General features: G+C 72.9%; 24 protein-coding genes. 17 read left to right on the top strand and 7 right to left on the bottom strand.

Features of this window, described 5'->3' with window-relative positions; genetic code table 11:
* Positions 1–58: 58 nt before the first annotated feature.
* The 6 genes from ACLQ23_RS20580 (at position 59) to ACLQ23_RS20555 (ending at position 7,344) form a co-directional block, all read left to right on the top strand.
* The gene (locus ACLQ23_RS20580) at positions 59–1,084 is read left to right on the top strand and encodes a glycosyltransferase family 4 protein (protein WP_425880966.1); all 1,026 of its coding nucleotides are present in this window, start codon (positions 59–61) and stop codon (positions 1,082–1,084) included.
* The gene (locus tag ACLQ23_RS20575; RefSeq protein ID WP_425880942.1) at positions 1,081–1,896 is read left to right on the top strand and encodes a class I SAM-dependent methyltransferase; all 816 of its coding nucleotides are present in this window, start codon (positions 1,081–1,083) and stop codon (positions 1,894–1,896) included. Before ACLQ23_RS20580 ends, ACLQ23_RS20575 begins: the two co-directional genes overlap by 4 nt.
* 64 nt (positions 1,897–1,960) lie before the next feature.
* Positions 1,961–2,899 carry a lysylphosphatidylglycerol synthase transmembrane domain-containing protein gene (locus ACLQ23_RS20570; protein ID WP_355589424.1) on the top strand — a complete coding sequence of 313 codons (939 nt, stop codon included), beginning with the start codon at positions 1,961–1,963 and terminating at the stop codon, positions 2,897–2,899.
* A 58-nt stretch (positions 2,900–2,957) separates the two neighbouring features.
* Positions 2,958–3,650, top strand: coding sequence for a GTP cyclohydrolase II (locus ACLQ23_RS20565; RefSeq protein ID WP_355589011.1), 693 nt, complete (start codon positions 2,958–2,960; stop codon positions 3,648–3,650).
* Entirely contained in the window at positions 3,647–4,360 is a 714-nt protein-coding gene (locus ACLQ23_RS20560) for a RibD family protein (protein ID WP_425735220.1), read from the top strand. Before ACLQ23_RS20565 ends, ACLQ23_RS20560 begins: the two co-directional genes overlap by 4 nt.
* Positions 4,361–4,581: 221 nt before the next feature.
* Positions 4,582–7,344, top strand: coding sequence for an Hsp70 family protein (locus tag ACLQ23_RS20555; protein ID WP_425735219.1), 2,763 nt, complete (start codon positions 4,582–4,584; stop codon positions 7,342–7,344).
* Between the two features lie 18 nt (positions 7,345–7,362).
* Here ACLQ23_RS20555 and ACLQ23_RS20550 read toward each other — a convergent pair whose 3' ends face one another.
* A complete protein-coding gene (locus ACLQ23_RS20550) occupies positions 7,363–7,794 on the bottom strand; it encodes a Rieske (2Fe-2S) protein (protein WP_425735218.1) in 432 nt (143 codons plus the stop codon).
* A 198-nt stretch (positions 7,795–7,992) separates the two neighbouring features.
* On the opposite strand from ACLQ23_RS20550, the gene ACLQ23_RS20545 reads away from it, so the two are divergent.
* Positions 7,993–8,565, top strand: a complete 573-nt coding sequence (locus ACLQ23_RS20545) for a nucleosidase (protein ID WP_355589019.1) — start codon at positions 7,993–7,995, stop codon at positions 8,563–8,565.
* A gap of 9 nt (positions 8,566–8,574) precedes the next feature.
* Here the strand turns inward: ACLQ23_RS20545 and ACLQ23_RS20540 are convergent, their stop codons facing one another.
* Positions 8,575–9,258 (bottom strand): low temperature requirement protein A, encoded by a 684-nt coding sequence (locus ACLQ23_RS20540; protein ID WP_355589021.1) that lies wholly within the window; start codon positions 9,256–9,258, stop codon positions 8,575–8,577.
* A gap of 153 nt (positions 9,259–9,411) precedes the next feature.
* Between ACLQ23_RS20540 and ACLQ23_RS20535 the strand changes: the two genes are divergently transcribed.
* From ACLQ23_RS20535 to ACLQ23_RS20520, 4 genes are all read left to right on the top strand, one after another.
* Positions 9,412–10,341 carry a S1 family peptidase gene (locus tag ACLQ23_RS20535; protein ID WP_355589023.1) on the top strand — a complete coding sequence of 310 codons (930 nt, stop codon included), beginning with the start codon at positions 9,412–9,414 and terminating at the stop codon, positions 10,339–10,341.
* A 94-nt stretch (positions 10,342–10,435) separates the two neighbouring features.
* On the top strand, positions 10,436–11,446 hold the full coding sequence (locus ACLQ23_RS20530; protein ID WP_425880941.1) for a sugar kinase: 1,011 nt from the start codon (positions 10,436–10,438) through the stop codon (positions 11,444–11,446).
* A 3-nt stretch (positions 11,447–11,449) separates the two neighbouring features.
* A complete protein-coding gene (locus ACLQ23_RS20525) occupies positions 11,450–12,193 on the top strand; it encodes an IclR family transcriptional regulator (RefSeq protein ID WP_355589027.1) in 744 nt (247 codons plus the stop codon).
* A complete protein-coding gene (locus ACLQ23_RS20520; RefSeq protein WP_425880940.1) occupies positions 12,190–12,798 on the top strand; it encodes a bifunctional 4-hydroxy-2-oxoglutarate aldolase/2-dehydro-3-deoxy-phosphogluconate aldolase in 609 nt (202 codons plus the stop codon). The genes ACLQ23_RS20525 and ACLQ23_RS20520 overlap by 4 nt, the downstream gene beginning before the upstream one ends.
* A gap of 90 nt (positions 12,799–12,888) precedes the next feature.
* Here ACLQ23_RS20520 and ACLQ23_RS20515 read toward each other — a convergent pair whose 3' ends face one another.
* Genes ACLQ23_RS20515 through ACLQ23_RS20495 form a run of 5 tightly spaced genes read right to left on the bottom strand, consistent with a single transcriptional unit; the run spans position 12,889 to position 18,501 of the window.
* A complete protein-coding gene (locus ACLQ23_RS20515; RefSeq protein ID WP_355632478.1) occupies positions 12,889–13,464 on the bottom strand; it encodes a GNAT family N-acetyltransferase in 576 nt (191 codons plus the stop codon).
* Positions 13,454–15,523 carry a penicillin acylase family protein gene (locus ACLQ23_RS20510; RefSeq protein ID WP_425880939.1) on the bottom strand — a complete coding sequence of 690 codons (2,070 nt, stop codon included), beginning with the start codon at positions 15,521–15,523 and terminating at the stop codon, positions 13,454–13,456. The genes ACLQ23_RS20515 and ACLQ23_RS20510 overlap by 11 nt, the downstream gene beginning before the upstream one ends.
* Positions 15,520–16,341: an ABC transporter ATP-binding protein gene (locus tag ACLQ23_RS20505; protein WP_425880938.1), complete on the bottom strand. Its 822-nt coding sequence runs from the start codon at positions 16,339–16,341 to the stop codon at positions 15,520–15,522. Before ACLQ23_RS20505 ends, ACLQ23_RS20510 begins: the two co-directional genes overlap by 4 nt.
* Before the next feature lie 29 nt (positions 16,342–16,370).
* Positions 16,371–17,399, bottom strand: coding sequence for a FecCD family ABC transporter permease (locus tag ACLQ23_RS20500; protein WP_355589035.1), 1,029 nt, complete (start codon positions 17,397–17,399; stop codon positions 16,371–16,373).
* A gap of 55 nt (positions 17,400–17,454) precedes the next feature.
* Entirely contained in the window at positions 17,455–18,501 is a 1,047-nt protein-coding gene (locus ACLQ23_RS20495; protein WP_355632492.1) for a FecCD family ABC transporter permease, read from the bottom strand.
* A gap of 145 nt (positions 18,502–18,646) precedes the next feature.
* Here ACLQ23_RS20495 and ACLQ23_RS20490 point away from each other — a divergent pair, with 145 nt between their 5' ends.
* From ACLQ23_RS20490 to ACLQ23_RS20465, 6 genes are all read left to right on the top strand, one after another.
* Complete coding sequence (locus tag ACLQ23_RS20490) at positions 18,647–19,678, top strand: ABC transporter substrate-binding protein (RefSeq protein WP_355589037.1); 1,032 nt, start codon at positions 18,647–18,649, stop codon at positions 19,676–19,678.
* Between the two features lie 112 nt (positions 19,679–19,790).
* Positions 19,791–21,362, top strand: a complete 1,572-nt coding sequence (locus ACLQ23_RS20485; RefSeq protein ID WP_425735213.1) for a pyridoxal phosphate-dependent decarboxylase family protein — start codon at positions 19,791–19,793, stop codon at positions 21,360–21,362.
* A gap of 67 nt (positions 21,363–21,429) precedes the next feature.
* A complete protein-coding gene (locus ACLQ23_RS20480; RefSeq protein WP_355589430.1) occupies positions 21,430–22,710 on the top strand; it encodes a lysine N(6)-hydroxylase/L-ornithine N(5)-oxygenase family protein in 1,281 nt (426 codons plus the stop codon).
* A complete protein-coding gene (locus ACLQ23_RS20475) occupies positions 22,707–23,285 on the top strand; it encodes a GNAT family N-acetyltransferase (RefSeq protein WP_425735212.1) in 579 nt (192 codons plus the stop codon). The genes ACLQ23_RS20480 and ACLQ23_RS20475 overlap by 4 nt, the downstream gene beginning before the upstream one ends.
* Positions 23,282–25,120 (top strand): IucA/IucC family protein, encoded by a 1,839-nt coding sequence (locus tag ACLQ23_RS20470; RefSeq protein WP_355589041.1) that lies wholly within the window; start codon positions 23,282–23,284, stop codon positions 25,118–25,120. Before ACLQ23_RS20475 ends, ACLQ23_RS20470 begins: the two co-directional genes overlap by 4 nt.
* 34 nt (positions 25,121–25,154) lie before the next feature.
* Positions 25,155–25,655: a DUF1772 domain-containing protein gene (locus ACLQ23_RS20465; RefSeq protein WP_355589043.1), complete on the top strand. Its 501-nt coding sequence runs from the start codon at positions 25,155–25,157 to the stop codon at positions 25,653–25,655.
* The last annotated feature ends 24 nt before the right edge of the window (positions 25,656–25,679 follow it).

Genomic DNA, 25,679 nt, shown 5'->3' with positions numbered 1-25,679 from the left:
GTCGCACGACCGGCCCGCCGCCGACTCCGCACCAGCCCCGGATGAGCGCCGCTGGGTGGTGCACGTCGTGCTGCCCGGCGACATCGACGACCCGGCCACGCCCAGTGGTGGCAACTCCTACGACAGGCGGATCTGCGCGGGGCTCGACGAGCACGGCTGGTCGGTGCGCGAGCACCCGGTGCCGGGGGAGTGGCCGAATCCCGACCCGGCAGCCCGTACGGCGCTGGCCCGGCTGCTCGTCGATACGCCGGACGACGCAGTGGTGCTGCTCGACGGTCTGATCGCCTCGGCAGTGCCGGACCTGCTCGCCCCGCACACCCGACGACTGCGCCTTGTCGTCCTTGTGCACATGCCGCTTGACGACGAGGCCGAGGCCCGCGCGCTGGCCACCGCCCGCGCGGTGGTCACCACAAGCGAGTGGACCCGGCGCCGGCTGCTGACCCGTCACCGCCTGCCCGCCGACCGGGTCCGTGTCGCCCCGCCGGGGGTGACACCCGCGCCGGTGGCGACCGGCTCGCCGAGCGGGGACCGGCTGCTCTGCGTGGCGGCCGTCACCCACCACAAGGGGCACGACGTGCTTGTCGACGCCCTGACCACGATCGCCGGACGACGCTGGACACTTGTCTGTGCCGGCACGCTGACCCGGGAGCCTGACCTGGTACGCCTGCTGCGGGAGCGGCTCGCGGCGGCCGACCTCGACGACCGGGTCCGGCTGGCCGGTCCGCTGACCTCGGTGGCGCTGGACGCCGCGTACGCCGCCGCAGACCTGCTGGTGCTGCCGTCGCGCGGGGAGACGTACGGCATGGTCGTCACCGAGGCACTGGCGCGCGGCCTGCCGGTGCTCGGCACCGACGTCGGTGGCCTGCCGGAGGCGCTCGGTCACGCCCCCGACGGCATCCGGCCCGGAATGCTGGTGCCGCCGGACGACCCGGTCGCGCTGGCCGGCGCGCTGACGCGGTGGCTGGACGACGGACCGCTGCGGGACCGGCTGCGGCACGCCGCGCTCGCCCGGCGCGACACCCTTTCCGACTGGCCGGTGACCACCGCGCGCCTGGCCGCAGTGCTCGAGGAGGTGGCGGAGTGACCGCCGAGACCCTGCCGTTCGCCGACTGGCTGCGCCTGCGCGAGCCGGCCGACGCGGCAGCCCGCGCCGAGGACCTGGTGGACGCCGTCCGGCCCCGGCTGACCGGCGGCACCCCGACGCTCATCCACGACCTGGGCAGCGGCACCGGCTCGATGAGCCGCTGGCTGGCCGCCCGACTGCCAGGCCCGCAGCACTGGATCCTGCACGACCGCGACCCGGACCTGCTGGCCCGCGCCGCCGAGGGCATGGTCGGGGTGAGCGCCGCCGACGGCGCACCGGTCACAGTGGACACCCGCTGCGGCGACCTCACCCGGCTCACCACCACCGACCTGGCCGACGCCGCGTTGATCACCGCGTCCGCGCTGCTGGACATGCTGACCGCCGACGAGGTCGACCGGGTGGTGGACGCCTGCGTCGGCCGCCCGGCCCTGTTCGCGGTCTCGGTGACCGGGCGGGTCCGGTTCACCCCGACCGATCCGCTGGACACCGTCGTCCAGGACGCGTTCAACGAGCACCAGCGGCGTACCGTCGACGGCCGACGGCTGCTCGGCCCGGACGCCGCCGCGGCCACCGCAGCCGCGTTCACCAGGCGGGGCGTGGCCGTGCGGGAGCGGCCCAGCCCGTGGCGGCTCGGCCCGGAGCAGGCCGACCTGACCGCCGAGTGGTTCCGCGGCTGGCTGGGCGCCGCCTGCGAGCAACGCCCCGACCTGGTCGGCCCGACGCGGGCGTACGCCGAACGCCGGCTGGCCGACGCGGCCGCCGGCCGGCTCGACGTGCTTGTCGAGCACTGTGATCTCCTCGCGGGCGGATGAACCGTCGACACCCTGGGTACGTGCACTAGGGCAAGTGGACGATCTTCAGGAAGGACCGGCGCCGATGGTGTGGGCCTGGGCACGAGTGGTCGGCGGGGTGGGTCTGCTCGCCGTCCTGCTGTGGCAGGTGGGCGGCGGTCCGTTCCTGGCCGGGGTACGGCTTATCGACGCGCCGGCACTGACCGCGGCACTGCTCATCGGCGTTCTCACGACGGTCTGCGCGGCGTGGCGGTGGAGTCTCGTCGCGGGTGGGCTCGGGGTGCGGCTGCCACTGGCGACCGCTGTCGCGCACTGCTACCGGGCGGTGTTCCTCAACGCGACGCTGCCCGGCGGTGTGCTCGGCGACGTCCACCGGGCGGTGCGCCACGGGCGCGACGCCGGCGACGTGAGCCGGGGCATCCGCGCTGTGGTCTGGGAACGTGCCGCCGGCCAGGTGGTGCTTGTGGGCGTCGCGCTCGTGGTGCTGGCGGCGTTTCCCTCGCCTGTACGGCCGTACCTGCCGGTCTCCGCCGCGGTGCTGCTGACCGTCGGGTTGGCCGCTGTGCTGCTGGCCCGGGTCCTGCCCCGGACCGGCGGCTCGCGGTGGGCCCGGGGCCTGCGCACTGCCGTCGCTGACGTGCGGTCCGGGCTCCTGTCCCGGCGGACCTGGCTCGGTGTGCTTGTCGCCTCCGCCGTCATGGTCGCCGGCCACCTGGCGACGTTCCTGGTGGCGGCACGTACCGCCGGCTCGGATGCCCCACTGTCACGGTTGCTGCCGCTTACCCTGCTGGCCCTGCTCGCCATGGGTCTGCCGCTGAACGTCGCCGGCTTCGGCCCGCGCGAGGGGGTGGCTGCGTGGGTGTTCGGCGCAGCCGGTCTCAGCGCCGCCGAGGGCGTCGCGACCGCCACCGTCTACGGTGCCCTCGTCCTGGTGGCCAGCCTGCCCGGCGCCGCCGTTCTGCTTGCCCGCCGTGCCCGCAAGCCCACCACCGCACGGGAAGCCGTCACCAGTGACGGCTGTTGAACAGGTGGTGAGACGGTACGCGTCGCCGCGTGACGGTGACGCCGGACAAAGGAGTCCCATGCCCGAAGCACTGCCGGTCGCCACGATCCGTACCCAGGTCACGGTGCCTCTGGCGTTCCCCGACGGCTACGCCACGACGGTCCGCGTGTTCTCGTTCAAGGGCCTGGTCGACGGCCGGGAACATCTCGCCCTCGGCGTCGGTGACTGGGCCGGTGCCCTGGACCGGCTCGCCGCCGGTGGTGAGCCGCCGCTGGTCCGCCCGCACAGCGAGTGCCTGACCGGCGACGTGTTCGGCAGCCAGCGCTGCGACTGCGGGCCGCAGTTGCGCGAGGCGGTGCAGCGGATCGCCGAGACCGGCGGGTTCCTGCTGTACATGCGCCAGGAGGGACGGGGTATCGGCCTGTACGCCAAGCTCGACGCGTACGCCCTTCAGGACGCCGGGTTGGACACCTACCAGGCAAACGTCGCGCTCGGCCGTGGCGAGGACGAACGCGATTACAGCGCGGCCGCGCAGATGCTCGCCACCCTCGGCGTGCCGCGTGTCCGGCTGCTCAGCAACAACCCCGACAAGGCCGAGCAGTTGACCCGGCTGGGCGTGGCGGTCACCGAGCGTGTCCCCACGAGCGTTTTCCTGTCCCCGGCCAACGCCGAATACCTGGCGGCGAAGGCGGCGAAGGCGGCCGAGGTCGAGGCGGCGGAAGCGGACGGGTCCGAGGCGGTCCTGACCCCTGACCGGCCCGTCTCCCGGTGAGCTGCCGGCCGGCGCCACCGCGGCCGTACGTGCTGCTGAGCTGCGCCACCTCCATCGACGGCTACATCGACGACGCCTCCGAACAGCGGCTGCTGCTGTCGAACGACGACGACCTGGACCGTGTCGACGCCGTCCGGGCCTCCTGTGACGCGATCCTGGTCGGCGCCGCCACGGTCCGCCGTGACGATCCCCGGCTGCTGGTGCGCTCCGCGGCGCGCCGCGCCGAGCGGGTGGCGCGTGGTCGGCCCGCCTCGCCGACGAAGGTGACGCTTACCGCCCGGGGCGACCTCGACCCGACCGCCCGGTTCTTCACCGCCGGTGACTCGGCCCGGCTCGTCTACTGCGCCACCGGCTCGGTGGAGAAGGCGCGGGAACGCCTCGGCCGGTTGGCGACAGTGGTGGACGCCAACGAGCCTGTCGACCCGGCCTGGATCCTTGCCGACCTGGCCGACCGAGGCGTACGCCGGCTGATGGTGGAGGGCGGCGGCACCGTGCACGCCCAGTTCCTCACCGCCGGTCTCGCCGACGAGCTGCACCTGGTGGTCGCCCCGTTCTTCGTCGGCGACGGTCGGGCGCCCCGGTTCGTCGGCGAGGGACGTTTCCCCTGGCACCCGGGTCGTCGCGCCCGGCTGGCCGAGACCCGCCAGATCGGCGACGTGGTGCTGCTGCGCTACGCCCTCTCCGACCGCTGCACCGACACCGACGGCTGACCGTCCGGGGCTGCCCAGCCCTCACGGTGCCCGGCCGGCAGCCTCGCTGGAAGCCTGATGACTCTGAGACATATTGATGTCCCAGAGTCATCACCCTCGATCGCGGGACCGGGGCCGTGGGCGGTCGACACATGCGCTGCGCACCGTGTGATCAGGACACCGGCGTCGGCTGCGTACCATGCGGGGCTGGGTTTCCTCGTCGCGGCGGAGGTATCGGGCAGATGGCAGGCCAGCACGACGGGTTCGCCCTCGGCGTCGACCTCGGCACCTCCAACACGGTCGCGGTGCTGCGCTGGCCGGACGGGCGGACCCGGCCACTGCTGATGGACGGTCAGCCGGTCAGCCCGTCCGGCGTGTACGCCGACCCGGACGGCACTCTGCACGCTGGCTGGGACGCTCGACGGCTGGCGCAGGCCGACCCGGCCCGGTTCGAGCCGAACCCGAAGCGCCGGGTGGACGAGCCGGCAGTGGTGCTCGGCGACCGCTCGTACCGCCCGGCCGAGCTGCTCGCCGCGGTGCTGGCTGCCGTCGGGCGGGCCGCTGTCAACACGGTGGGCTTCCTGCCCCCGGCGGTGCTCACCTTCCCGGCGGCCTGGGACGCGACGCGGCGGCAGGTCCTCGCCGACGCGCTGTTGCAGGCCGGCTGGCCGCAGGCCGCCGAGCACACCCTCGCCGGGCCGACGCCGCCGGGCACCCGACTGCTGCGTGAGCCGGTCGCCGCCGCCCGCTACTACACGCAGGTGCTGCACCGGCCGGTGCCGGTCGGCGGTGCCATCGCGGTGTTCGACTTCGGTGGCGGGACACTCGACGTCGCGGTGCTGCGCAACGAGGGTGCCGACCCGTGGGGCGACTCGGGCTTCAGCGTGGTGGCCGACGGCGGCCTGCCCGACCTGGGTGGCCTCGACCTCGACGCGGCGCTGCTGCGGAGGGTCGGTGAGCTGCTCGGCGAGCGGCACGCCGCGCAGTGGGCCCGGCTGGTCGGGCCGTCGGACCCGGCGCAACGCCGCGACCAGGTCCGACTGTGGGACGAGGTCCGGGGCGCGAAGGAGACACTGTCCCGGTCCACAGTGGCGCCGGTCGCGGTGCCCGGGGTACCCGAGGCGGTGCAGCTGACCCGCGCGGACGTCGAGCGGGTGGCCACGCCGCTGCTGCAACGCGCGGTGGACCGGGCCCGGGAGGTCATCGCCGCCGCCGGGCTCAGCCCCGACCAGCTCGCCGGGCTGTTCCTCGTCGGCGGCTCGTCGCGGATTCCGCTGGTGGCCCGCATGCTGCACGCCGAGTTGGGGGTGGCGCCGACGGTGCTGGACCAGCCGGAGCTGCCGGTGGCCGAGGGCGCGCTGACGGACCTGCCGCTGCGTCGACAGTTGCCGACGCCTGCGTACGCGGGAGCACCCGTCGCCCCGCCGGTATCTCCCGTGCCGCCGCCGATGGGCCCGCCGCCGTCGTCGTCGCCCGCGCCGACCATGCCGTCGTCGCCCGCACCCACCGCGCCGACCGTGCCGTCGCAGCCCGGGCCGCCGGGGTGGCCACCGGCGGCGGGGCCGACAGTGCCGGGGCCGGCGGGCATGCCCCGGACCCTTGTCGGTGGGCCTGCCGGAACGCCGCCGCCCACCCCGGCCGTGCGGTCGTCCTGGCGTCGGGTCCATTGGGTGGCGCTCGGCGCTGTGCTCGCCCTGGCCGGTGTGGTCACCGCGGCAACCCTCTACCTGACCCGGGACCGCTACCCGGACCTGGAATTCGGGTCACTGCGTGAGCTGGCGAGGCACCAGGCTGGCACCGAGCGGCCGCGTGCCATGTGGACGACTGTGCTCGACGACCGCGCCTACCTCGGCTACCCGCTGCCGGACAACCGGCTGGAGGTGATCGCGGTCGACGCCGGCACCGGCGACCAGCTGTGGCGCAAACCGACGAACCTCACCGCCGACAGGTGGACGGGGCTGGTCGCCGTCCCGGGGGCGGTAGCGGTTCTCGCCGAGGGCTCGGGTAGCGCTCCTGGTGCCGTGGCAGTCCTCGACGGCAAGTCGGGCACGCAGCGCTGGCAGCGGTCGATTCGAGGCGACGACGACGTCCACCTCTCCGGCGACATCGCCGTGCTTGTGGACCGCACCGCCGGTCAGCTGGTCGGTCTGCGCATGGGCGACGGCAGCGAGAAATGGAACACGCCGAACCCCCGCGACCAGAGCGGCGGGTTCCGTACCGCCGTCCGGCCGGTGGGTAGCGACAAGGCCGCGAGCGGGCCGGCGTTCCTCGACGGTTCGCCCCGCGACCCGTGGGCGGGCAAGGGGCGGCGGCTCGTGCAGATCGGCGCGGACCGCTCGGCGCGGCTGCTGGATATGACCACCGGCGCCGTGCTGCGCGAGTGGGGCAACGTCGCCGACCTCGACGACCTGGTGGTGGCGCACGAGGACCGGCTCTACGTGGCCGGCAACGAGGGTGGGTTCCAACTGCTGGCGTACGACCTGGGCTCCGACGCCGCCCCGGTGGTCCTCTACCGGGCCGGAAACGACCAGCACCGGCCGAAGGGGCTGGTGGCCTGCGGCGAACGGCGGGCGTGCCTGGTGCAGGTGCAGAGCAGCGACTCTGAGCGCACCGAGGTGGTGGCGGCCACCGAGGGCGAGACAGCGGTCCGCTGGTCGGCGCCCGGCACCACGGGTCTGGTGCCGCTGGGTGAGCACGTGCTCACCCAGCGGGAGTATCCGAAGCCGACTGTCACCCTCTACGACGCCGCCGGCAAGCCGCTGGCGCTGCGCGACCGCCCCGGCGTGGCAGCTCGACTGGACGCGGGCAACCTGCTGGTCTTCGCCGAGGCGCCGAGCAGCGTGGCGGACAACCGCAGCGTTGCCGGCGTGTGGGCCGGGTCAGGCAAGCACGACGAGTTGGGGGAGTTGCGGGACGTCCGCAGCGCCTCCTGCTCCTGGAACACCCGGCTGATCGCCTGCGGCGCCGACAAGGACTTCGTGCTGTACCGCTTCACCGACGGCTGACCGCGCAGCTCACAACGGTCAGGCGCGGACGATGTTCGTGCCGTCGACCCGGATGGGGATTTCGGTGAGGCCCCTGGTGGCCGGGCCGCCGAGGCGGGCGCCGTCGCCGACGGCGAACGTCGAGTTGTGCGCGGAGCAGGTGATCACTCCGTCGCGGGGAGCGCCGACGCGTGCGCCCTGGTGCGGGCATGTCGCGTCGTACGCCGTGAAGGTGCCGGCCTCGGGCTGCACGACGAGCACCCCGCCGACGAGCGTGCCGCCGCCGACCGGCACGTCGCCGGTGGCGGCGAGCACCGCGCCGGGTTCGGCAGCCGGCTGGGGCGAGGAGTCGTCGCCGGTGCCGCAGGCGCTCAGCACTCCGGCCACGCCGATCGCTCCGGCGCCGGTCAGCAGCGCCCGCCTGCTCAGGCACCAGCGCTTGTCGCGGAGGAACTCCTGCCCGTCGTACACCTCGTCACCTCTTTCGTCGGCGGACCGGACCGCCAAGGTCGTGGCGTCGCCAAGAGCGGGTCCGGTGGTCCGCCGGACCAGCCTGCCCCAGCCGGCTGGACACGGGATGCGACGAAGCTGGACGTTGCCTGTACGCCGGCCGGTTCGCGCCCCGAGGCGGTCGGCTGTCCCCGCGGCGGCGGCCCGTACGATGCTCCGGTGAATCTTCGGGGTACGGTCCGGGCCGATCGTCCGCTTGTGGTGCTCGCCGTTGGGGAGGAGGCCCGCTACCTGCCGCCCGACCTGCCGGTGCTGCTCACCGGGATCGGCAAGGTGAACGCCGCCAGCGCTGTCGCAACGGTGCTTGCCGTCGGGCCGCGCCCCAACCTGCTGCTCAACCTGGGCACGGCCGGGGCGCTGCGCCCCGGTCTGGCCGGAATCCACGAGGTCGCCACAGTGCTCCAGCACGACCTGGACACGGCCCTGCTGCGTGCGCTCACCGGCGAGACCTACGGGGCGCCGCTGGCGTTGGCGGCCGAGGGCGCGGTACTGGCCACCGGCGACACGTTCGTTGCCGACGACACCGCCCGGGACAGGTTGGCGCAGCGCGCCGACCTGGTCGACATGGAGGGGTACGCGGTCGCGTGGGCCGCGGCGCAGGCCGGTGTGCCGTGCCGGCTCGTCAAGCAGGTGAGCGACGAGGCGGGGGAGGGCGCGGCCCGTACCTGGCAGGAGTCGGTGGACGCGTGTGCCCGGGACCTCGCCGAGTGGGCCGGTCGACACCTCGTCTGACCTGCGCGGTCAGCCGGCCCCTTGCGGCCGCAGCCCCGGCGTGGTTTCCCGTCCCCCAGGGGGAAGCAGGACGTGGCCGGCCAGCGCGAGCGCCACGACCGCGCTGACCAGCACCGGTGGCCAGCCGCCGGCCCACGGCAGCGCCAGCAGGGGGAGCAGTTGCCACGCCGCCCGCCACCACGGCGGGTGGTCGGCCACGACAAGCGCGAACAGGGCGCGGCCGAGGACGAACAGCATCGGCCCGCCGATGATCAAAATCAGCAACCGCGCTGACGTCGTTCCATCCGGGTGTTCGACGACCAGGTGGAAGGCGGACGCCGTGCCGACCACGCCGACCAGCAACACCAGATGGGTGTACGGGGCGACGCGGGTGGCCCGGCGCCCCTTGAGCCCGGCCTCCAGGAGTTGCCCGGCCCGGAAGACGTAGATCTGCCAGAGCAGCAGCATCGTTGCGAACGCTTGCTGCGGGTCGTAGAACTCGGTGGTGGTGGAGGTGACCGCCCAGGTCCACCAGATCGCTGTCAGCATCAGCAACACCGACGCGACGCCGGGCCAGGCGTCGTGCTTGGTGATCAGCCCCGACACCATCGCGAGCGCCGCCACGAATACCACGTCGAAGAGCAGTTCCAGCAGAGTGGCCCGGGTCGACCCGTCCTGATCGCGTACCAGCGCCGGGGTGTCTCCGGTGGTCATGCCCGGCCTCCCGCCGTGTCCTGGGAAATTATCGGCGGCGCCGGTGCGGCCCGTCCGAGGATCGACGATTCCGGTCTGCCTGGTGTTGCCACGGCGACAGTCACCGCGCGATGCTCTAGGTATCTATATGTCTCGATCTCTTCGGAGGTTCGGATGCGCCGCTCCCCGCTCGCCGCCCTCGTCCTGACCGCTCTCCTTCTCGTCACGCCCGGCGCCGCGCAGGCCGCAGTGTCCGAGCGCGCCGCGGTGTCCGAGCGCGCCGCGGTGCCCGAGCGCGCCGCGGTGCCCGACCGTGCCAGTTCTGACCGCGTCGCCAGTTCCGACAGCGCCGTCGAGGCGCAGCTCGCCCGGGTCCGCACGGCGGGCACCGCCTGGGGGTTCGACCCGGCCACCGGCCGGATGACCCTCACTGTCGACGACACAGTGACCGCCGCCGAGGTGGCGAAGCTGCGGGCGGTCGCCGACCGGACCGGCGCCCTGCTGCGCCGGGAGCCCGGCACGCTGCGCACCCTGATCGCCGCCGGGCAGGGCATCTACGGCGGTGGCGGCAGATGCTCGCTGGGCGCCAACGTGCGCAGCGGCAGCACGTACTACGTGATCACGGCCGGGCACTGCACCGCTGCCGCCAGCACCTGGTACGCCGACAGCGCGCAGGCCACCGTGCTCGGCAGTCGCACCGCCACCAGCTACCCCGGCAACGACTACGGGCTGATCCGCTACACCAGCCGGATCGCTCACCCGAGCGCGATCTACACCTATCCCGGGCTGCTGGCCGTCAACAGCTACGGCAACGCGTACGTGGGTCAGGCGGTCTGCCGCAGCGGGGTGACCACGGGGGTGCGGTGCGGCACCGTCACCGGGCTCAACCAGACCGTCAACTACGCCGGTGGTTCCGTCTCCGGCCTGATCCGGACGAACATCTGCGCCGAGCCGGGTGACAGCGGCGGGCCGCTCTACGTCGCGTCCACCGGCGTCATCCTGGGCATCCTCTCCGGCGGCAGCGGCAACTGCACCTCCGGCGGCGTCTCCTACTACCAGCCGATCTCGGAGGTGCTTGCGGCGTACGGGCTGACACTGCCCTGACCATCGTTGCGCTCAGCGCAACGGTTGCTCAGACAGCGCAACGGGCCTAGGCTCGGCGGCACCCCGGACCCCTTCCGCGAGGACGTGTGCCCCCATGTCGACCGAGCCCCGACCCGACGACGCGGCCGTCCCGCCACCGCCGGTCGAGGTGGTAACGGTGGGGGAGACGATGGTCGTGCTCTGCCCCGCGCCGGGCGAGCCGCTTGAGCACGCCGAGCAGGTCGCCCTCTCCGCCGGCGGCGCCGAGTCCAACGTGGCCGGCTACCTGGCCCGGCTGGGGCACGACGCGGCGTGGGTGAGCCGGGTCGGTGACGACCCGTTCGGCCGGGCCGTCGTGCGGCACGTCGCGGCCGCAGGCGTCCACGTCGACCTGGTGACAGTGGACCCAACCGCCCCCACCGGCCTGTACGTCAAGGACCCTGGGCCGACGGCCACCGCCGTGCACTACTACCGGGCCGGCTCGGCGGCCTCCCGCATGGACGCCGATGCGCTGGCCGACCCTCGGCTGACCGGCGCGCGGGTGCTGCACCTGTCCGGCATCACCCCGGCGCTCTCCGACTCGTGCCGGGCTCTTGTCGCGCACGCGGTCACCGACCGGCCGGTGTCGGGCGCGCTCGTCAGCTTCGACGTCAACCACCGGGCCCGGCTCTGGCCGGCTGAGCAGGCCGCGCCGGTGCTGCGGGACCTGGCCGACCGCAGCGACCTCGTCTTCGTCGGCCAGGACGAGGCAGAGGCCCTGTGGGGCACCGACGACCCGCTGTCCGTACGCCGGTTGCTGCCCGGTCCGCGGACTGTCGTCGTCAAGGACGGCGCGGTGGGCGCCACCGCCCTGCGCCACGACGCCGAACCGGTGTTCGTTCCGGCGCCCCGGGTGGCGGTGGTGGAACCGGTCGGCGCCGGTGACGCGTTCGCCGCCGGCTACCTCGCCGGGGTGCTGCGCGGCCTCGACCCGGTGCGCCGGCTGCGCCTCGGGCATCTGGTCGCCGCGCAGGCGCTGGGCAGCAGCGGCGACAACGCGCCGGTGCCGCAGTGGTCGTGGTTCGACGGGTTGCTCGACGGCCCCTGGTCGCCGCCGGACCTGACCGGCGTACGGGCCGAGGGCTGAGGCGTGTCCGAGGGCGTCGACCGGGCGATGCGGGTGCTCGAACTGCTGGCGCGTGAGCCGGCGCAGCTCGGCGCTGTGGCCGCCGATCTGGGCGTGCACAAGTCCACAGCGCTACGCCTGTTGCAGACCCTTGAGGCTGGCGGGTTCGCCCGCCGCAGCGACGGCGGCTGGGCAGTGGGCCTGCGTCTGATCGACCTCGCCCAACAGGCGCTGGACTCCCTGGACGTGCGCGCGGTGGCCCGCCCGCACCTGGCGGCGCTCGGCCGCGAATGCGGGCACACCATCCACCTGGCCCAGCTCGTCGACGACGACCTGGTCTACGTGGACAAGATCGAGGCCCGTGGTCAGGTGCGGATGTACTCCCGGATCGGTCGCACCGCGCCCTTGCACGCCAGCGGGGTGGGCAAGGTGGTGCTCGCGTACAGCCCGGAGTCCCGGCTGACCCGGCTGGTCGACGGCGCCGAGCTGCGCGCGTACACCCAGGCCACCATCTGTGATCCGGCCGCCCTGCGGGCGGAGCTGGCGACCGTCGCGGAGCAGGGCTGGGCCGCCGACGACGGCGAGTTCGAAACGCTCATCACCTGCGTGGCGGCGCCCGTGCGGCAGGCCGACGGGTCGGTCACCGCGGCGGTGTCGGTGACCGCGCCGACGGTGGTGGCCACCCTCGCCGACCTGCGCCGCCTGCTGCCCCGCCTGTTGGCCACCACCCGGCAGATCTCCCGCGACCTCGGATGGAGTGCACAATGACCACGACGGATTTCGACCACATCTTCGGCACCGCCCGGGTGATGGCCATCCTGCGCGGCCTTCCGGTCGCCGAGACCGTCCGCCTCGCCGAGCGCGCCTGGGATCTCGGCATCGACGTGGTGGAGGTCCCGGTGGCCACGCCCGACGCGGTGCCGGCGCTGCGCGCCGCCGTCGAGGCGGGCCGGGAGCGTGGTCGGATCGTCGGCGCCGGCACCGTGCTCGACGAGTCGCAGGTCGTCGCCGCGGCGGACGCGGGCGCCGCGTTCACCGTCGCGCCCGGCCTGGACCTCGCAATCGCCGACGCTGCAGCCGCCCGCGGCCTGCCGCACCTGCCTGGCGTGGCCACCCCGACCGAGGCACAGCAGGCGCTGCGGCACGGCCTCACCTGGCTCAAGGCGTTCCCGGCCATCTCGCTCGGCCCGGCCTGGTTCAAGGCCATGGCCGGCCCGCTGCCGCAGTTGCGCTTCGTCGCCACCGGCGGCCTCGACGCCGGCAACGCCGCCCAGTTCCTGAATGCCGGAGTACGCGTGGCAGCCGTAGGCTCAGCCCTCACAGACGAAACCCAGCTAGACCACCTGGCCAAGCTAGCGGGGCACCCGTCCTGAACCCGCCGCGTCGATCTTGCGCTTACTGCCCCGACGAAAGCCGCTAATCGGGACTCATCGGCGACCACAAGTGCAAGATCGACGGGGCGGTCAGCGGGGCTTGGCGGTGGGGCGGTCGAGGAAGAACAGGCGGGCGCGCTTGTCCGGCAGGTTGATTAGCGGGCCGGGGCGGAAGCCGGTGCGCAGCAGGCGCTCGATCATGCGGTCGTTGCGGGCGTCCGGCTCCATCACGATCCGCTGCCGTGTCGGGTCGGCGAGGACGAAGTCCAGGATCGCCCCGAACAGCGCACCGGTGAAGCCGGGCTCGACAGTTGACGGTGGCCCGATCAGCAGGTGCACGCCGACGTCGCCGGGGCGTACCTCGTAGCACTCGCCGACCGGGTCGGCCTCGGGCTGGTAGGTCTGCGCCAGCGCGGCCGGCACGCCGTCGCGGTGCACCAGGTACGCGTGGTGGGTGTCCAGCGAGTCGAGGTACGCGTAGATCTCGTGCACCCGCTCGCGGCTCGCGTCGAGCATCCCCCAGAACCGGGCGCGTTCCTGGGTGACCCAGCCGTGCAGCAGGTCGGCGTCCTCGTCGGGTCGCACCGGCCGGATGGTGACCACACCGAACCCGGGGACGTCCCGCCGGTAGTGGTGCCCGTCGACGGCGAAGGTGTCACTGCTCATCTGGCTCCTCGGTGAGTTCGGCCCAGTCGGTGGTCACCGGCAGCAGTTCGCCGGCCAGCCACGCTGGGCTCTGGTCGTCGTGGTGCCTGTCGCCGGGCACCCCGCTGGCGCCCAGCGGGACCACCCAGCGGCTGTCCGCACGCCGCGCCAGGTCCCACACGAAACGCGCCGCGGGCCCCCGGAAGCACCGGTGCGTCACCCCGGGCACGCTTGAGGTCGCCAGCACGCAGTCGTGATCGCCGTCGAGCCCGGCGCCCGGTCCGGCAGCCTGGTCGGGCAGCGCCCGCCACGGTGTCAGCCTGTGCAGGTCCCCCCAGGGCGCCGGCCGTTCGCCCGCGATCTCCTCGGCCGCCGCGCGGACCAGCGCCGCAACGTCCACGCCGGGCAGCGCGGTGCCACCGAGCAGGTGCTCCAGCGCGTAACCCACCCGCGGCGTCAGCGCCAGCCAGGGCGCGAACACCTCGGGGTACGCGGGCGGGTCGGCGAGCGCGGCCAGCGCCGGATGGGCGGCGAACCGGCGGACGACGGCGGCCCGCAGTGTGGCGAAGTCCGCCGCGTCGGTGCTGTCGGCGTTCATCCGCCGGTCCCAACGCAGCAGCCGGTCCCGCAGCGCGGCGGTGGCCGGGGCGAGCCCGGTCAGGTCCCGCAGCACCGCCAGCAGCGCGCCGGCCGACCCCAGATACGTGTCGGTGTGCACGGCTGCCATCTGGTCGGCAGTCCAGCGCTGCCCGGCGTCGAGCAGCTCGCCGATCCGGCGCGCGCGGTGCGGTGGGGCGAACTCGACTCCGAGGGGTGCGGCCAGCCCACGGTCGTTTGCCATCACCGCCCGGCCGGTCACCTCCGCCCGGGGCATCGGGGTGTGCCAAGCCCGCCAGGCGTGGGCGGCCTCCCAGGCCGGGACCACCCGCCGGCAGTTGTCGGGATGCCGCACCGGCACGGCGCCGGCGACCCGGTGCAGCAGTCCGCCCATGGTGTCGGCCGCCTGCACCACGTTCACCGGCTCCACCCAGCGCTCCACCGCAGCGTCCACATCGGCAACGGTACGGGCGCGCAGCAGCGCGGGAAGGACCGCGAAGCCCAGCTCGGAGCGGACCCGCGGCGGATAGCGCAGGCTGATGCCCGTCTCGTCGTCCGGCCCGCCGACGATCAACGGGCCCCGGTCGGTCTCCACCACGTCCACCCGCACCGGCTCCGCACCGGCCACCTCGATCGTCTCGACATGGTGGTGGACGTCCTGCCAGCCGTCCGGGCCGAGCGCCCGCACCCGTGTGCCGTCCCGGCGCAGCCGTTCGGCGTACAGGTCCTGGTAGTCGGCCATCGCGTTGGTGATCGCCCACGCCACCGCCCCGGTGTGACCGAAGTGGGCGATCCCCGGTACGCCGGGCACAGCCAGCCCCACCACGTCGTACTCCGGGCAGGCAAGCCGGATCTGCTGGTAGACGCCCGGATCTTCGATGAAGCGGTGCGGGTCACCGGCGAGCAGGGCCGCGCCCGTGCCGGTGCGCTCGGGGGCCAGCAGCCACCCGTTGCTGCCGGCGACTGCCGGCCCGTCGATGGCGAACAGGTCGACGGATGCCGGGCCGAGCTGGTGCGCGACGTGCTCGCGCCAGAGCTTGCCGGGGAACCCGGCGAACAGGATGTGGTGGCCCAGCCACACCGCGAGCGGCGTCCACGGCTCCCACCGGCCGGGGGCCAGCCCGACCGCCGCGAACTCCGGTGTCCTGCCCGCCCCGGCGGCGAGGCCGTCGTTGACCCCGTCGACGTACGCGCCGACCCACTCGGCGGTCGCCGGGTCCAGCGCGGCGTGGCAGCGGCGGGCGGTGTCGGCGAGCCGGACCTGCCGGGCGAAGCGGTCCCAGGCGAGTGCGTCGGCGCCGAGGAACGCGGCGGTGGTGCCCTGTGCCCGGTGCCGTTCCACCTCGATCTGCCACGCCCGGTCGTATGCGGTGGCCCGGCCTTGCGCCGCCGCGAGGGCGAGCGGGTCGTCGGCGCGCAGGTGCGGCACTCCCCAGCTGTCGCGGAACCGCCTGGCGGGACGCCGAGCATCGTCCTCGGTCACGCCAGCCCCGGCACCGTCACGGTGGCCCGTCGGCGGGCGGCCGGGACGACGAGGGGGGTGCCGGTCTCCGGGTCGTCGATCACCTGGCAGGGCAGCCCGAACACCTCGCCCACAAGGTCGGCGGTGACCACCGTCGCGGGGTCGCCGGCGGCCACCACCCGGCCGTCGCGCATGGCGATCAGATGGGTGGCGTAGCGGGCCGCGTGGTTCAGGTCGTGCAGCACCACGACGAGCGTGCGCCCCTGCTCCTCGTGCAGTTGGGCGCAGAGGTCCAGGATCTCGATCTGGTGGGCGATGTCGAGGTACGTGGTCGGCTCGTCGAGCAGCAGCAGCGGGGTCTGCTGGGCCAGCGCCATGGCGATCCAGACCCGCTGCCGTTGCCCGCCGGACAACTCGTCGACGGGCCGGTCGGCGAGGTCGGCGACGCCGGTGGCGGCCATCGACTCGTCGACGATCCGTTCGTCCTCGCGCGACCACTGCCGCAGCAGCCCCTGGTGGGGGTAGCGACCCCGGGCCACCAACTCGGCGACGCTGATGCCGTCCGGCGCGATCGACGACTGCGGCAGCAGGCCGAGGGTACGGGCCACCTTGCGGGCCGGCAGGTCGTGGATGTCCCGACCGTCGAGCAGCACCGCGCCGGCACTCGGGCGCAGCATCCGCGACAGCGCACGCAGCAGCGTCGACTTGCCGCAGGCGTTCGGGCCGATGATCACCGTGAACGATTTGTCGGGCACCGCCACAGTGAGGTTCTCGGCGATGGTGCGCCAATCGTAGGCGAGCGTCAGCCCGGTGCCACCGAGGCGGGAACTGCCGTGCATTGATGCTCCTTCGAGGCTGTCGCGGGTGTTCACAGCCGACCTGCCCGGCGTTCGACGGCAAGCAGCCACACGAGGTAGCCGCCGCCGATCATCCCGGTCACCACGCCGACGGGGAGTTGGTGCTCGGTGAACGCGCGCTGCGCCAGCAGGTCGGCGCCGACCATCAGGGCCGCGCCGAGGGCCATCGACGGCAGCAGGTTCGGGCCGGGCGACCGTGTGAGCCGCTTGGCCAGGTGCGGCGCGACAAGCGCCAGGAAGGACACCGGGCCGGCGGCGGCCGCCGAGAACGAGACGAGGAGCACCGCTGCGGCGAGTAGGACGAGACGCAGCCGGCGCACGGGCACCCCGAGGGCGCTTGCCGTGTCGTCGCCCAACTCCATCATCCGCAGCGCGGGGCCGCAGACGACGAGCACCAGTGGCGTCAGTACGGCGGTGACGACCAGCAGCGGCCCGGCGTTGGCCCAGCCCCGCCCGTCCAGGCTGCCGGTGAGCCAGAGCACCGCGCGGGCGGCATCCATCAGAGGGGCCCGGGTCAGCAGGTAGCCGTTGACTCCGGTGAGGATCGCGGCGACACCGATGCCGACGAGGATGAGCCGGAAGCCGTGCACGCCGCGTCGCCAGGCGAGTGTGTAGATCAGCAGGCCGGTGCAGAGCCCGCCGACGACCGCCGCGCCGGCCAGGGCCATGCTGCTGCCGCCGAGCACGACCACCACGAGCGCGCCGGTCGACGCGCCCTGGGTGAAGCCGAGCATGTCGGGGCTGCCCAGCGGGTTGCGGACAAGCGACTGGAAGATCGTGCCGGACAGCGCCAGCGCCGCGCCGACAAGCAGGGCGGTGACCAGCCGGGGCAGTCTCAGCTCGTTCACGATGAACTGCTCGGCCGCGGTGCCGTCACCGCCCAGGGTGCGCAGCACGTCGGCGGGACCCATCGGGTAGTCGCCGCTGCCCAGCGCGACCAGGCCGAGCCCGGCCGCGAGCACTGCGGCGCCCGCGCCGACGGCAAGCGCGCGGGGGCGGAACCGCAGGGACAACCCGCCGGGGGTACGGATGACAGTCATGTCGCCGCTCCGCTGCGCTGCGCGCTGGCCTGCCGCGCCGAAACGCCCGGCCCGCTCACGGGTGCGCCACCCGGGAACGGGTGACCAGCCAGAGGAAGAGCGGGCCGCCCAGCACTGCTGTCACCATGCCCACCTGGAGCTCACCGGGCCGGCCGAGCACCCGGCCCAGCACGTCGGCGCCGAGCAGCAGCACCGGCGCGAGCACCGCGCAGTACGGCAGGAGCCAGCGCAGGTCGGGGCCGGTCAGGGCGCGTACGAGGTGGGGCACCAGCAGTCCCACGAAGACGATCGGGCCGCAGGCCGCGGTCGCCGCGCCGCAGAGCAGTGTGACAGCGACGATGACTGCCACCCGGATGAGCGCGGGTCGAGCGCCCAGCGCACGGGCGGCGTCGTCGCCGAGCGCGAGGGCGTTCAGCGGGCGGGCGGCGGCGAGGGCGACCAGCAGACCGACCACGATGAACGGTGCCACCCGGGTCACTGTCGCGGCGTCGGCGCTGGCCAGCGAGCCGACCGTCCAGAACCGCAGCCGGTCCAGTGACGCGGTGTCCAGCATCATGACCGCGCTGACGTACGAGTAGAGAGTGGCGTTGAGTGCCGCGCCGGCCAGCGCGAGGCGGGCCGGGGTGGCGCCACGTCCGCCGCCGACGGCGTAGACCAGGGCGGTGACCACCGCTGCGCCGGCGAGCGCGAACCAGACGTACCCGCCGATGGCGGTGACGCCCAGCAAGGCGGCGGTGGCCACTGCGGCGGACGCGCCCGCGTTGATGCCGAGCAGCCCGGGATCGGCAAGTGGGTTGCGGGTGAGGGCCTGCATCACCGCGCCGGCCATGCCGAGCGCCGCGCCGGCAAGCAATCCGAGCAGGGTGCGGGGCAGGCGCATCTGGTGCACCACCGCGTACTCGGCGGCGTCGCGGTCCAGCAGCCCGGACCAGACGTCGGCAAGCGGCAGGGACTTGGCGCCGACCGCGATGCTGAGCACCAGGACGACGCCGAGCAACGCCACGGCGGCGATCAGGCCGGCGGCGCGTGCCGCCTGGCGGGAGCGCCGCGCCGGCTGCGGCGCGGTCGGTGATGCCGTCGACCCGGGCGCGGATCGCGCCAGGGTGCTGACGGACGGTGTGGCGTCCAGGGTGAACTCCGGGGGTGTGGCGACACGGCGTACCGCTGTTGACAATGTCCGAGGTTAGGCTAACCTAAGCCCGCTGTCCCGGTCGACCCCGGCCGTCCCTTGATCGAAAGACGACACCATGCCCGAATCTTTGTCCGCCCGTCGCCTGTCCCGCCGTGGCCTGCTGGCCGCCGGAGGCGCCGCCACCCTTGCCGCTCTGCTCGCCGGCTGCGGCAAGGACGACGACGCGAAGCCCGCCGCCGGCAACACCGGTGGCCCCTGGTCGTTCACCGACGACCGCAACAAGAAGGTCGAGGCGGCGGCCCGCCCGGCACGCGTGGTGGCCTTCACCGGGGTGGCCGCAGCACTTGTCGATTTCGGTCTCGACAAGCAGATCGTCGGCGTGTTCGGTGAGACCAAGCGGGCCGACGGCACGACGGACCCGCAGGCTGGCGACCTCAACGTCGAGTCCGTGGAGATCCTCGGCAACGTGTGGGGCGAGTTCAGTGTCGAGAAGTACGCGGGCCTGCGCCCCGAACTGCTCGTCACGCACATGTACGACCCCGACGCCCTCTGGTACGTGCCGGACGAGAGCAAGGACAAGATCCTGCCGCTCGCGCCAAGCGTCGCGATCACCACGGCCCGGGTACCGATGACCAAGCCCATCGAGCGGTACGCCGCCCTGGCCGAGTCGCTCGGCGCGGACCTGTCCGCCAAGAAGGTCACCGACGCGAAGACCCGCTTCGAGGCCGCCGCCGAGAGCGTCCGCCAGGCCGTCAAGGCCAACCCCGGCATCAAGGTGATGGCCTGCTCCGGCAGCCCCGACCTGTTCTACGTCTCCAACCCCAAGGTGAGCACCGACCTGATGTACTTCGCCGAGTTGGGCGTCGACATTGTGGTGCCCAACAAGCTCGAATCCGGCGACTACTTCGAGGCGCTGAGCTGGGAGAACACCGGCAAGTTCCCAGCCGACCTGATCCTGCTCGACAACCGCAGCACAGCGCTTCAGCCCAAGGACCTGGCCGCCAAGCCCACCTGGGGTCAGCTGCCGGCGGTCAAGGCCAACCAGGTGACCCCGTGGGACGCCGTGCCCCGCTTCTCGTACGCCGGTGCCGCCCCGCTGCTGGAGAACCTGGCCACCGCGATCAAGAACGCCAAGAAGGTCAGCTGACGCGACGGCGCGTCTGAGCGGCGACACATCCCACAAGGCAGTACGACCCCCGGGCGCGTGACCGCGACGGGGGAGGGTTCCGGCTGCCCATCGTCGAGAACGTGGAGGACACGTGACCGTGCCGACGTACCCCGCCGAGAGCATTCCACCGGCACCGGCCACACAGTGGCCGGCCGCCGGGCCGCCGGGGACACTGGCCGGTGCGCGGGCGCAGCTGCTGCACGACGGCTCGGTCGAGCACTACCGGCGGACGATCGCCGACGGTGTCGACCGGGTCGTCCGGCGGGTGGCCACAGTGCAGCAGCCTGCCACGGGCATCACCCCCGCCGACCTGGCCCCCGTCGTCGACCGGGTCGACCTGGACCGGCCCCTCGGCGACGCGGGCGCGGCACTTGACGAGCTGGAGGACGTCTACCTGCGCGACACCGTCTGGTTCCACCACCCCCGCTATCTGGCCCACCTCAACTGCCCGGTGGTCATCCCGGCGTTGCTGGGTGAGGCGGTGCTCAGCGCGGTGAACTCCTCACTGGACACCTGGGACCAGAGTGCCGGCGCCACCCTCATCGAGCGACGGCTGATCGACTGGACCGCCGCCCGCGTCGGCCTCGGCCCGCACGCCGACGGCGTGTTCACAAGCGGGGGCAGCCAGTCGAACCTCCAGGCGCTGCTGCTGGCCCGGGAGGAGGCGTGCGCCGCGGCGCTCACCCCGGCGGCCCGCGCGGAGCTGCTGCCCCGGCTGCGCGTGCTCACGTCCGCCGCCGGCCACTTCAGCGTGCAGAAATCGGCAAAGCTGCTCGGTCTCGCCCCGGACGCGGTGGTAGCGGTGCCCACCGACGCGCGGCGGCGGATCCAGCCCGCCGCCGTCCGCGACGAGATCGACAGGTGCCGGCAGGCCGGGCAGGTGGTGATGGCTGTCGTCGGCACCGCGGGCACCACCGACTTCGGCTCCATCGACCCCCTCGCCGAACTGGCCGGGATCTGCGCGGCGGCCGGCGTCTGGCTGCACGTGGACGCCGCGTACGGCTGCGGTCTGCTCGTCTCACCGACGCGCCGGCACCTGCTCGACGGCATCGAGCGGGCCGACTCGGTGACAGTGGACTACCACAAGTCGTTCTTCCAGCCGGTCAGCTCCAGCGCGCTGCTGGTGCGCGACCGGCGGGTGCTGCGGCACGCCACCTACCACGCCGACTACCTCAACCCGGCGCGGATGGTGGAACAGCAGATCCCCAACCAGGTCGACAAGAGCCTGCAGACCACCCGCCGCTTCGACGCGTTGAAGTTGTGGCTGACGCTGCGGGTCATGGGCCCGGATGGCCTCGGCACGCTCTTCGACGAGGTGGTCGACAGGGCTGCGGACGCCTGGCAACTGGTAAGCGAGGATCCACGCTTCGAGGTGGTGACCCGCTCCGAGCTGAGCACAGTGGTCTTCCGCTACCTGCCCACCGGTCCGGGTCGCGACCTGGCCGACGGGGCCAACCTGTACGCCCGGGAGGCGCTTGCCGCCTCCGGTGCCGCGCTCGTCGCCGGGACCCGTGTCGACGGCCGGCACTTCCTGAAGTTCACGCTGCTCAATCCGGCCACCACCGTCGACGATGTGGGCCACGTCCTCGAACTGATCGCCGCCCATGCCGGCCGGTACGTGGCCGAGCGCACCGCCGCCGACCTGGCCTGCCATGTCGGCTGACGCCGGTGCCGAGCAGGCTGCCGCGTTGACCGACCCCGTGACCTCGCAACCGCGCCGGGAGGCCCGGATGTCCACCCACGACTTCGTCGCCATCGGGCTCGGCCCGTACAACCTGGGGTTGGCGTGTCTCACCGCGCCGATCGACGAGCTGGACGGCGTGTTCCTGGAGGCCCGGCCCAGCCTGGCCTGGCACCCGGGCATGCTGCTGGAGTCGGCCCGGTTGCAGACCCCGTTCATCGCCGACCTGGTAAGCCTCGCAGACCCCACGTCGCCGTACTCCTTTCTCAACTATCTGAAGGAGATCGGCCGGCTCTACCCGTTCTACATTCGGGAGAGCTTCTATCCGCTACGCAGTGAGTACGACGCGTACTGCCGGTGGGCTGCGGCGAAGCTGCCGAACCTGCGCTTCGGTCAGACAGTGGCCACAGTCGAGTACGACGCTGCCGACGAGCAGTACGTCGTGCGGGCCGACACCAGCGCGGGGGAGAGCGTCGAGTACCGCGCCCGGCACCTGGTGCTCGGCACCGGCACCCCACCGCACCTGCCCGCCGCCGTGGACGGGCTGCCCGGCGACGCGGTGCACAACTCGCGCTACCTGGAGCACCGGGACGCGCTGCGCACCAAGCGCAGCATCACTGTGGTGGGCAGCGGGCAGAGCGCCGCCGAGATCTACCACGACCTGCTCGGCGACCTCGACCGGTACGGCTACCAGCTCAACTGGGTGACCCGCTCGCCGCGGTTCTTCCCCCTCGAGTACACGAAGCTGACGCTGGAGATGACCTCACCGGACTACGTGGACTACTTCCACGCGCTGCCCGAGGACACCCGCTACCGGCTGGAGGCCGAGCAGAAGGGCCTGTTCAAGGGGATCAACGCCGACCTGATCAACGACATCTTCGACATGCTGTACGCCCACAGCGTCGACGGTCCGGTGAACACCCGGCTGCTGACGAACACCGAGCTGGTAAGCGCCGAGCACAGCGATGGGGAGTACACGCTGGGGTTGCGGCACGTCGAGCAGGAACGGGACTTCACACTGCGTACCGAGGGGCTGGTGCTGGCCACCGGCTACCACTACCGGGTGCCGGAGTTCCTCGCGCCGGTGCGCGACAGGATCCGCTGGGACGCGCACGGCCGCTTCGACGTGGCCCGCAACTACAGCATCGACCACACCGGCCGGGGAATCTTCCTCCAGAACGCCGGCACCCACACGCACAGCATCACCTCGCCCGACCTGGGCATGGGCCCGTACCGCAACTCCTTCATCATCCGTGAGCTGCTCGGCCGGGAGCACTACCCGATCGAGAAGAGCATCACCTTCCAGGAGTTCGGGGTGACGACGTCGTGACCACTGTCTTCACCCGCACCGACGGGCGGCTCGGCGAGTTCGCGCTGCGTACCCTCGATCCGGACGGCGACGTCGCGCTGCTGCACGCCTGGGTGACGAACCCGAAGGCGGCGTTCTGGCTGATGCAGGACGCCGACGAGGCAGCCGTGGCCACGGAGTACCGGCGCATCGCCGAGCACCCGCACCACGACGCGTACCTCGGGCTGTGGCGGGGGAGGCCCGCCTTCCTCGCCGAGCGCTACGACCCGGCCCACGTCGAGCTGGTCGGGCTCTACGACAACCAGCCCGGCGACGTGGGCATGCACTTCCTCTGCGCGCCCACCGACGCCCCGGAGCACGGCTTCACCCGCGCGGTGATCACCACAGTGCTGGCGTGGCTCTTCGCCGACCCGGCGACCCGGCGGGTGGTGGTGGAGCCGGACGTGCGCAACACCGCAGTGCACGCGTTGAACGCCGCCGTCGGCTTCGAGGTCGTCGGTCAGATCGCCAAGCCGGAGAAGGACGCGCTGCTCAGCGTCTGCACCAGGGCCCAGTTCCACGCCGCCGTCATCGACCTCGAAGGAGCCCAGGCGTGACCGCCACCGCCGTTCCCGCGTCACCGTCCGCGCCGGCCGTCGCCGACGACCCGGTCGGGCACCTCACGCCGCAGCGCTGGGCGCGGGCCAACCGGCTGCTGGTCCGCAAGGCGCTCGCCGAGTTCACCCACGAGCGGCTGATCACGCCCGAGCCGGTGCCCGGCGACGACGACCGGCAGTGGTACGAGGTCCGCAGCGACGACGGCACTGTCACCTACCGGTTCGCCGCCCGGCTGCTCGCACTGGAGCACTGGCAGATCGACGCCGACAGCATCATCCGGCACCGCGACGGCGCTCCGCTGCCGCCCGACGCGGTGGATCTCATCGTCGAGCTGCGCGGCACCCTCGGACTCTCCGCGCAGGTGCTGCCGGTCTACCTGGAGGAGATCACCTCCACGTTGGCCGGCGCCGCGTACAAGCTGGCCCAGGCCGGGCCGAGCGCCGCCGAGCTGGCCGTGGCCGACTTCCAGACCATCGAGACGTCGATGACCGAGGGGCATCCCTGCTTCGTGGCCAACAACGGCCGGCTCGGCTTCGGGGTCGACGAATACCACAGGTACGCCCCGGAGGCCGCCGCGCCGGTCCGCCTGGAGTGGTTGGCAGCGCACCGGGACCACTCGACGTTCAGCAGCGCCGCCGACCTCGACTACGACACCCTGATCGAGGGGGAGCTGGACGCGTCGACCCGTGACCGGTTCGCGGCCACGATGGCCGGTCTCGGCCTGGACCTCGCCGACTATCACCTGATCCCGGCGCACCCGTGGCAGTGGTTCAACAAGCTGGCTGTCACGTTCGCCGGTGAGCTCGCCGAGCGCCGGCTCGTGCACCTCGGCCCCGGGCCGGACGAGTACCTTGCCCAGCAGTCCATCCGTACGTTCTTCAACGTCACCGAGCCGCGCCGGCACTACGTCAAGACCGCCCTGTCGGTGCTCAACATGGGCTTCATGCGTGGGCTGTCCGCCGCGTACATGGCCGCCACTCCGGCGATCAACGACTGGCTTGCCGACCTGATCGCGGGCGACGAGGTGCTTGCCGGCACCGGGTTGACAGTGATCCGGGAGCGGGCCGCGGTGGGCTACCGGCACCGGCAGTACGAGGCGGCCACCGAGCGCACCTCCCCGTACCGGAAGATGTTCGCCGCCCTGTGGCGGGAGAGCCCGGTGCCGGGCCTCGCGCCGGGGCGACGACTGACCACGATGGCCGCGCTGCTGCACGTCGACGATGACGGTGGTTCGCTGGCGGCGGCCCTGATCGCCCGGTCGGGGCTGGCGCCGCAGGTATGGCTGCGTCGCTACCTGGACGCCTACCTCACCCCGCTGCTGCACAGTTTCTACGCCCACGACCTGGCCTTCATGCCGCACGGCGAGAACGTCATCCTGGTCCTCGACGAGAACGACACCGTCGAGCGGGTGATCTTCAAGGACATCGCCGAGGAGATCGCCGTGCTGAGCGCCGACGTCGTCCTGCCCGAGGCGGTGGAGCGGATCCGGGTCGAGGTGCCCGACGACACCAAGCTGCTGACCATCTTCACCGACGTCGTCGACTGCTTCCTGCGGCACCTCAACGCGGTGCTCGTCGATGCCGGAGTGCTGCCCGAGGACGACTTCTGGCGGACGGTAGCGGCCTGCGCTTCCGACTACTTCGACCGGGTGCCGCACCTGGCCGAGCGGGTACGCCACTACGACCTGTTCGCACCCGAGTTCACGTTGTCCTGCCTCAACCGGCTGCAACTGCGCAACAACAAGCAGATGATCGACCTCGCCGACCCGTCGGCAGCGCTCCAGTTCGTCGGCACCCTTACCAACCCGCTGGCCGCCCACGCCCCACGCCGCTGACACCGCCTGCGTCCGGTGGTGCAGTGTGGTGGGCATGGGTCTCCTCCGTACCGCGAGCCTTCTCGCCGCCGCCCTCACCACCGGTCTGACCGCAGGCCTGTTCACCGCGTTCGCCTACGCGGTGATGCCGGGTCTTCGCCGCACCGACGACCGCACGCTTGTGCTCGCCATGCAGCGGATAAACGAGTCCATCCTCAACGGATGGTTCGCCGTCTGCTTCGGTGGCGCGCTGGTGTTCACGCTTCTTGCGGCGGCGCTGCACCTGGACGCCGGACACCGGGCGGTGCTGCCGTGGATCGTCGCGGGGCTGCTGTCCTACCTTGTGGTGCTCGGCCTGACCGCAGTGGTGAACGTGCCGCTCAACAACGTGCTCGCCCGAGCCGGCGACATCGACCGGGTCGCTGATCCCGCGGCGCTCCGGGAGCGTTTCGAGACGCCATGGGTACGCGCCAACGTGGTCCGTGCCGTCGCGTCGACCGTCGCGTTCGGGCTGCTCGCCTGGGCTCTGGTCGAGGCCGGCAGGCTGTCCGCCTGAGTCGCTCGTGTTATCGATAACACC

It is taken from the genome of Micromonospora sp. DT41 (assembly GCF_049841715.1).
Classification (GTDB): domain Bacteria; phylum Actinomycetota; class Actinomycetes; order Mycobacteriales; family Micromonosporaceae; genus Micromonospora; species Micromonospora profundi.
The sequence above is the reverse complement of the archived record's forward strand: the minus strand, read 5'-3'. Positions and strand labels throughout refer to the sequence as shown.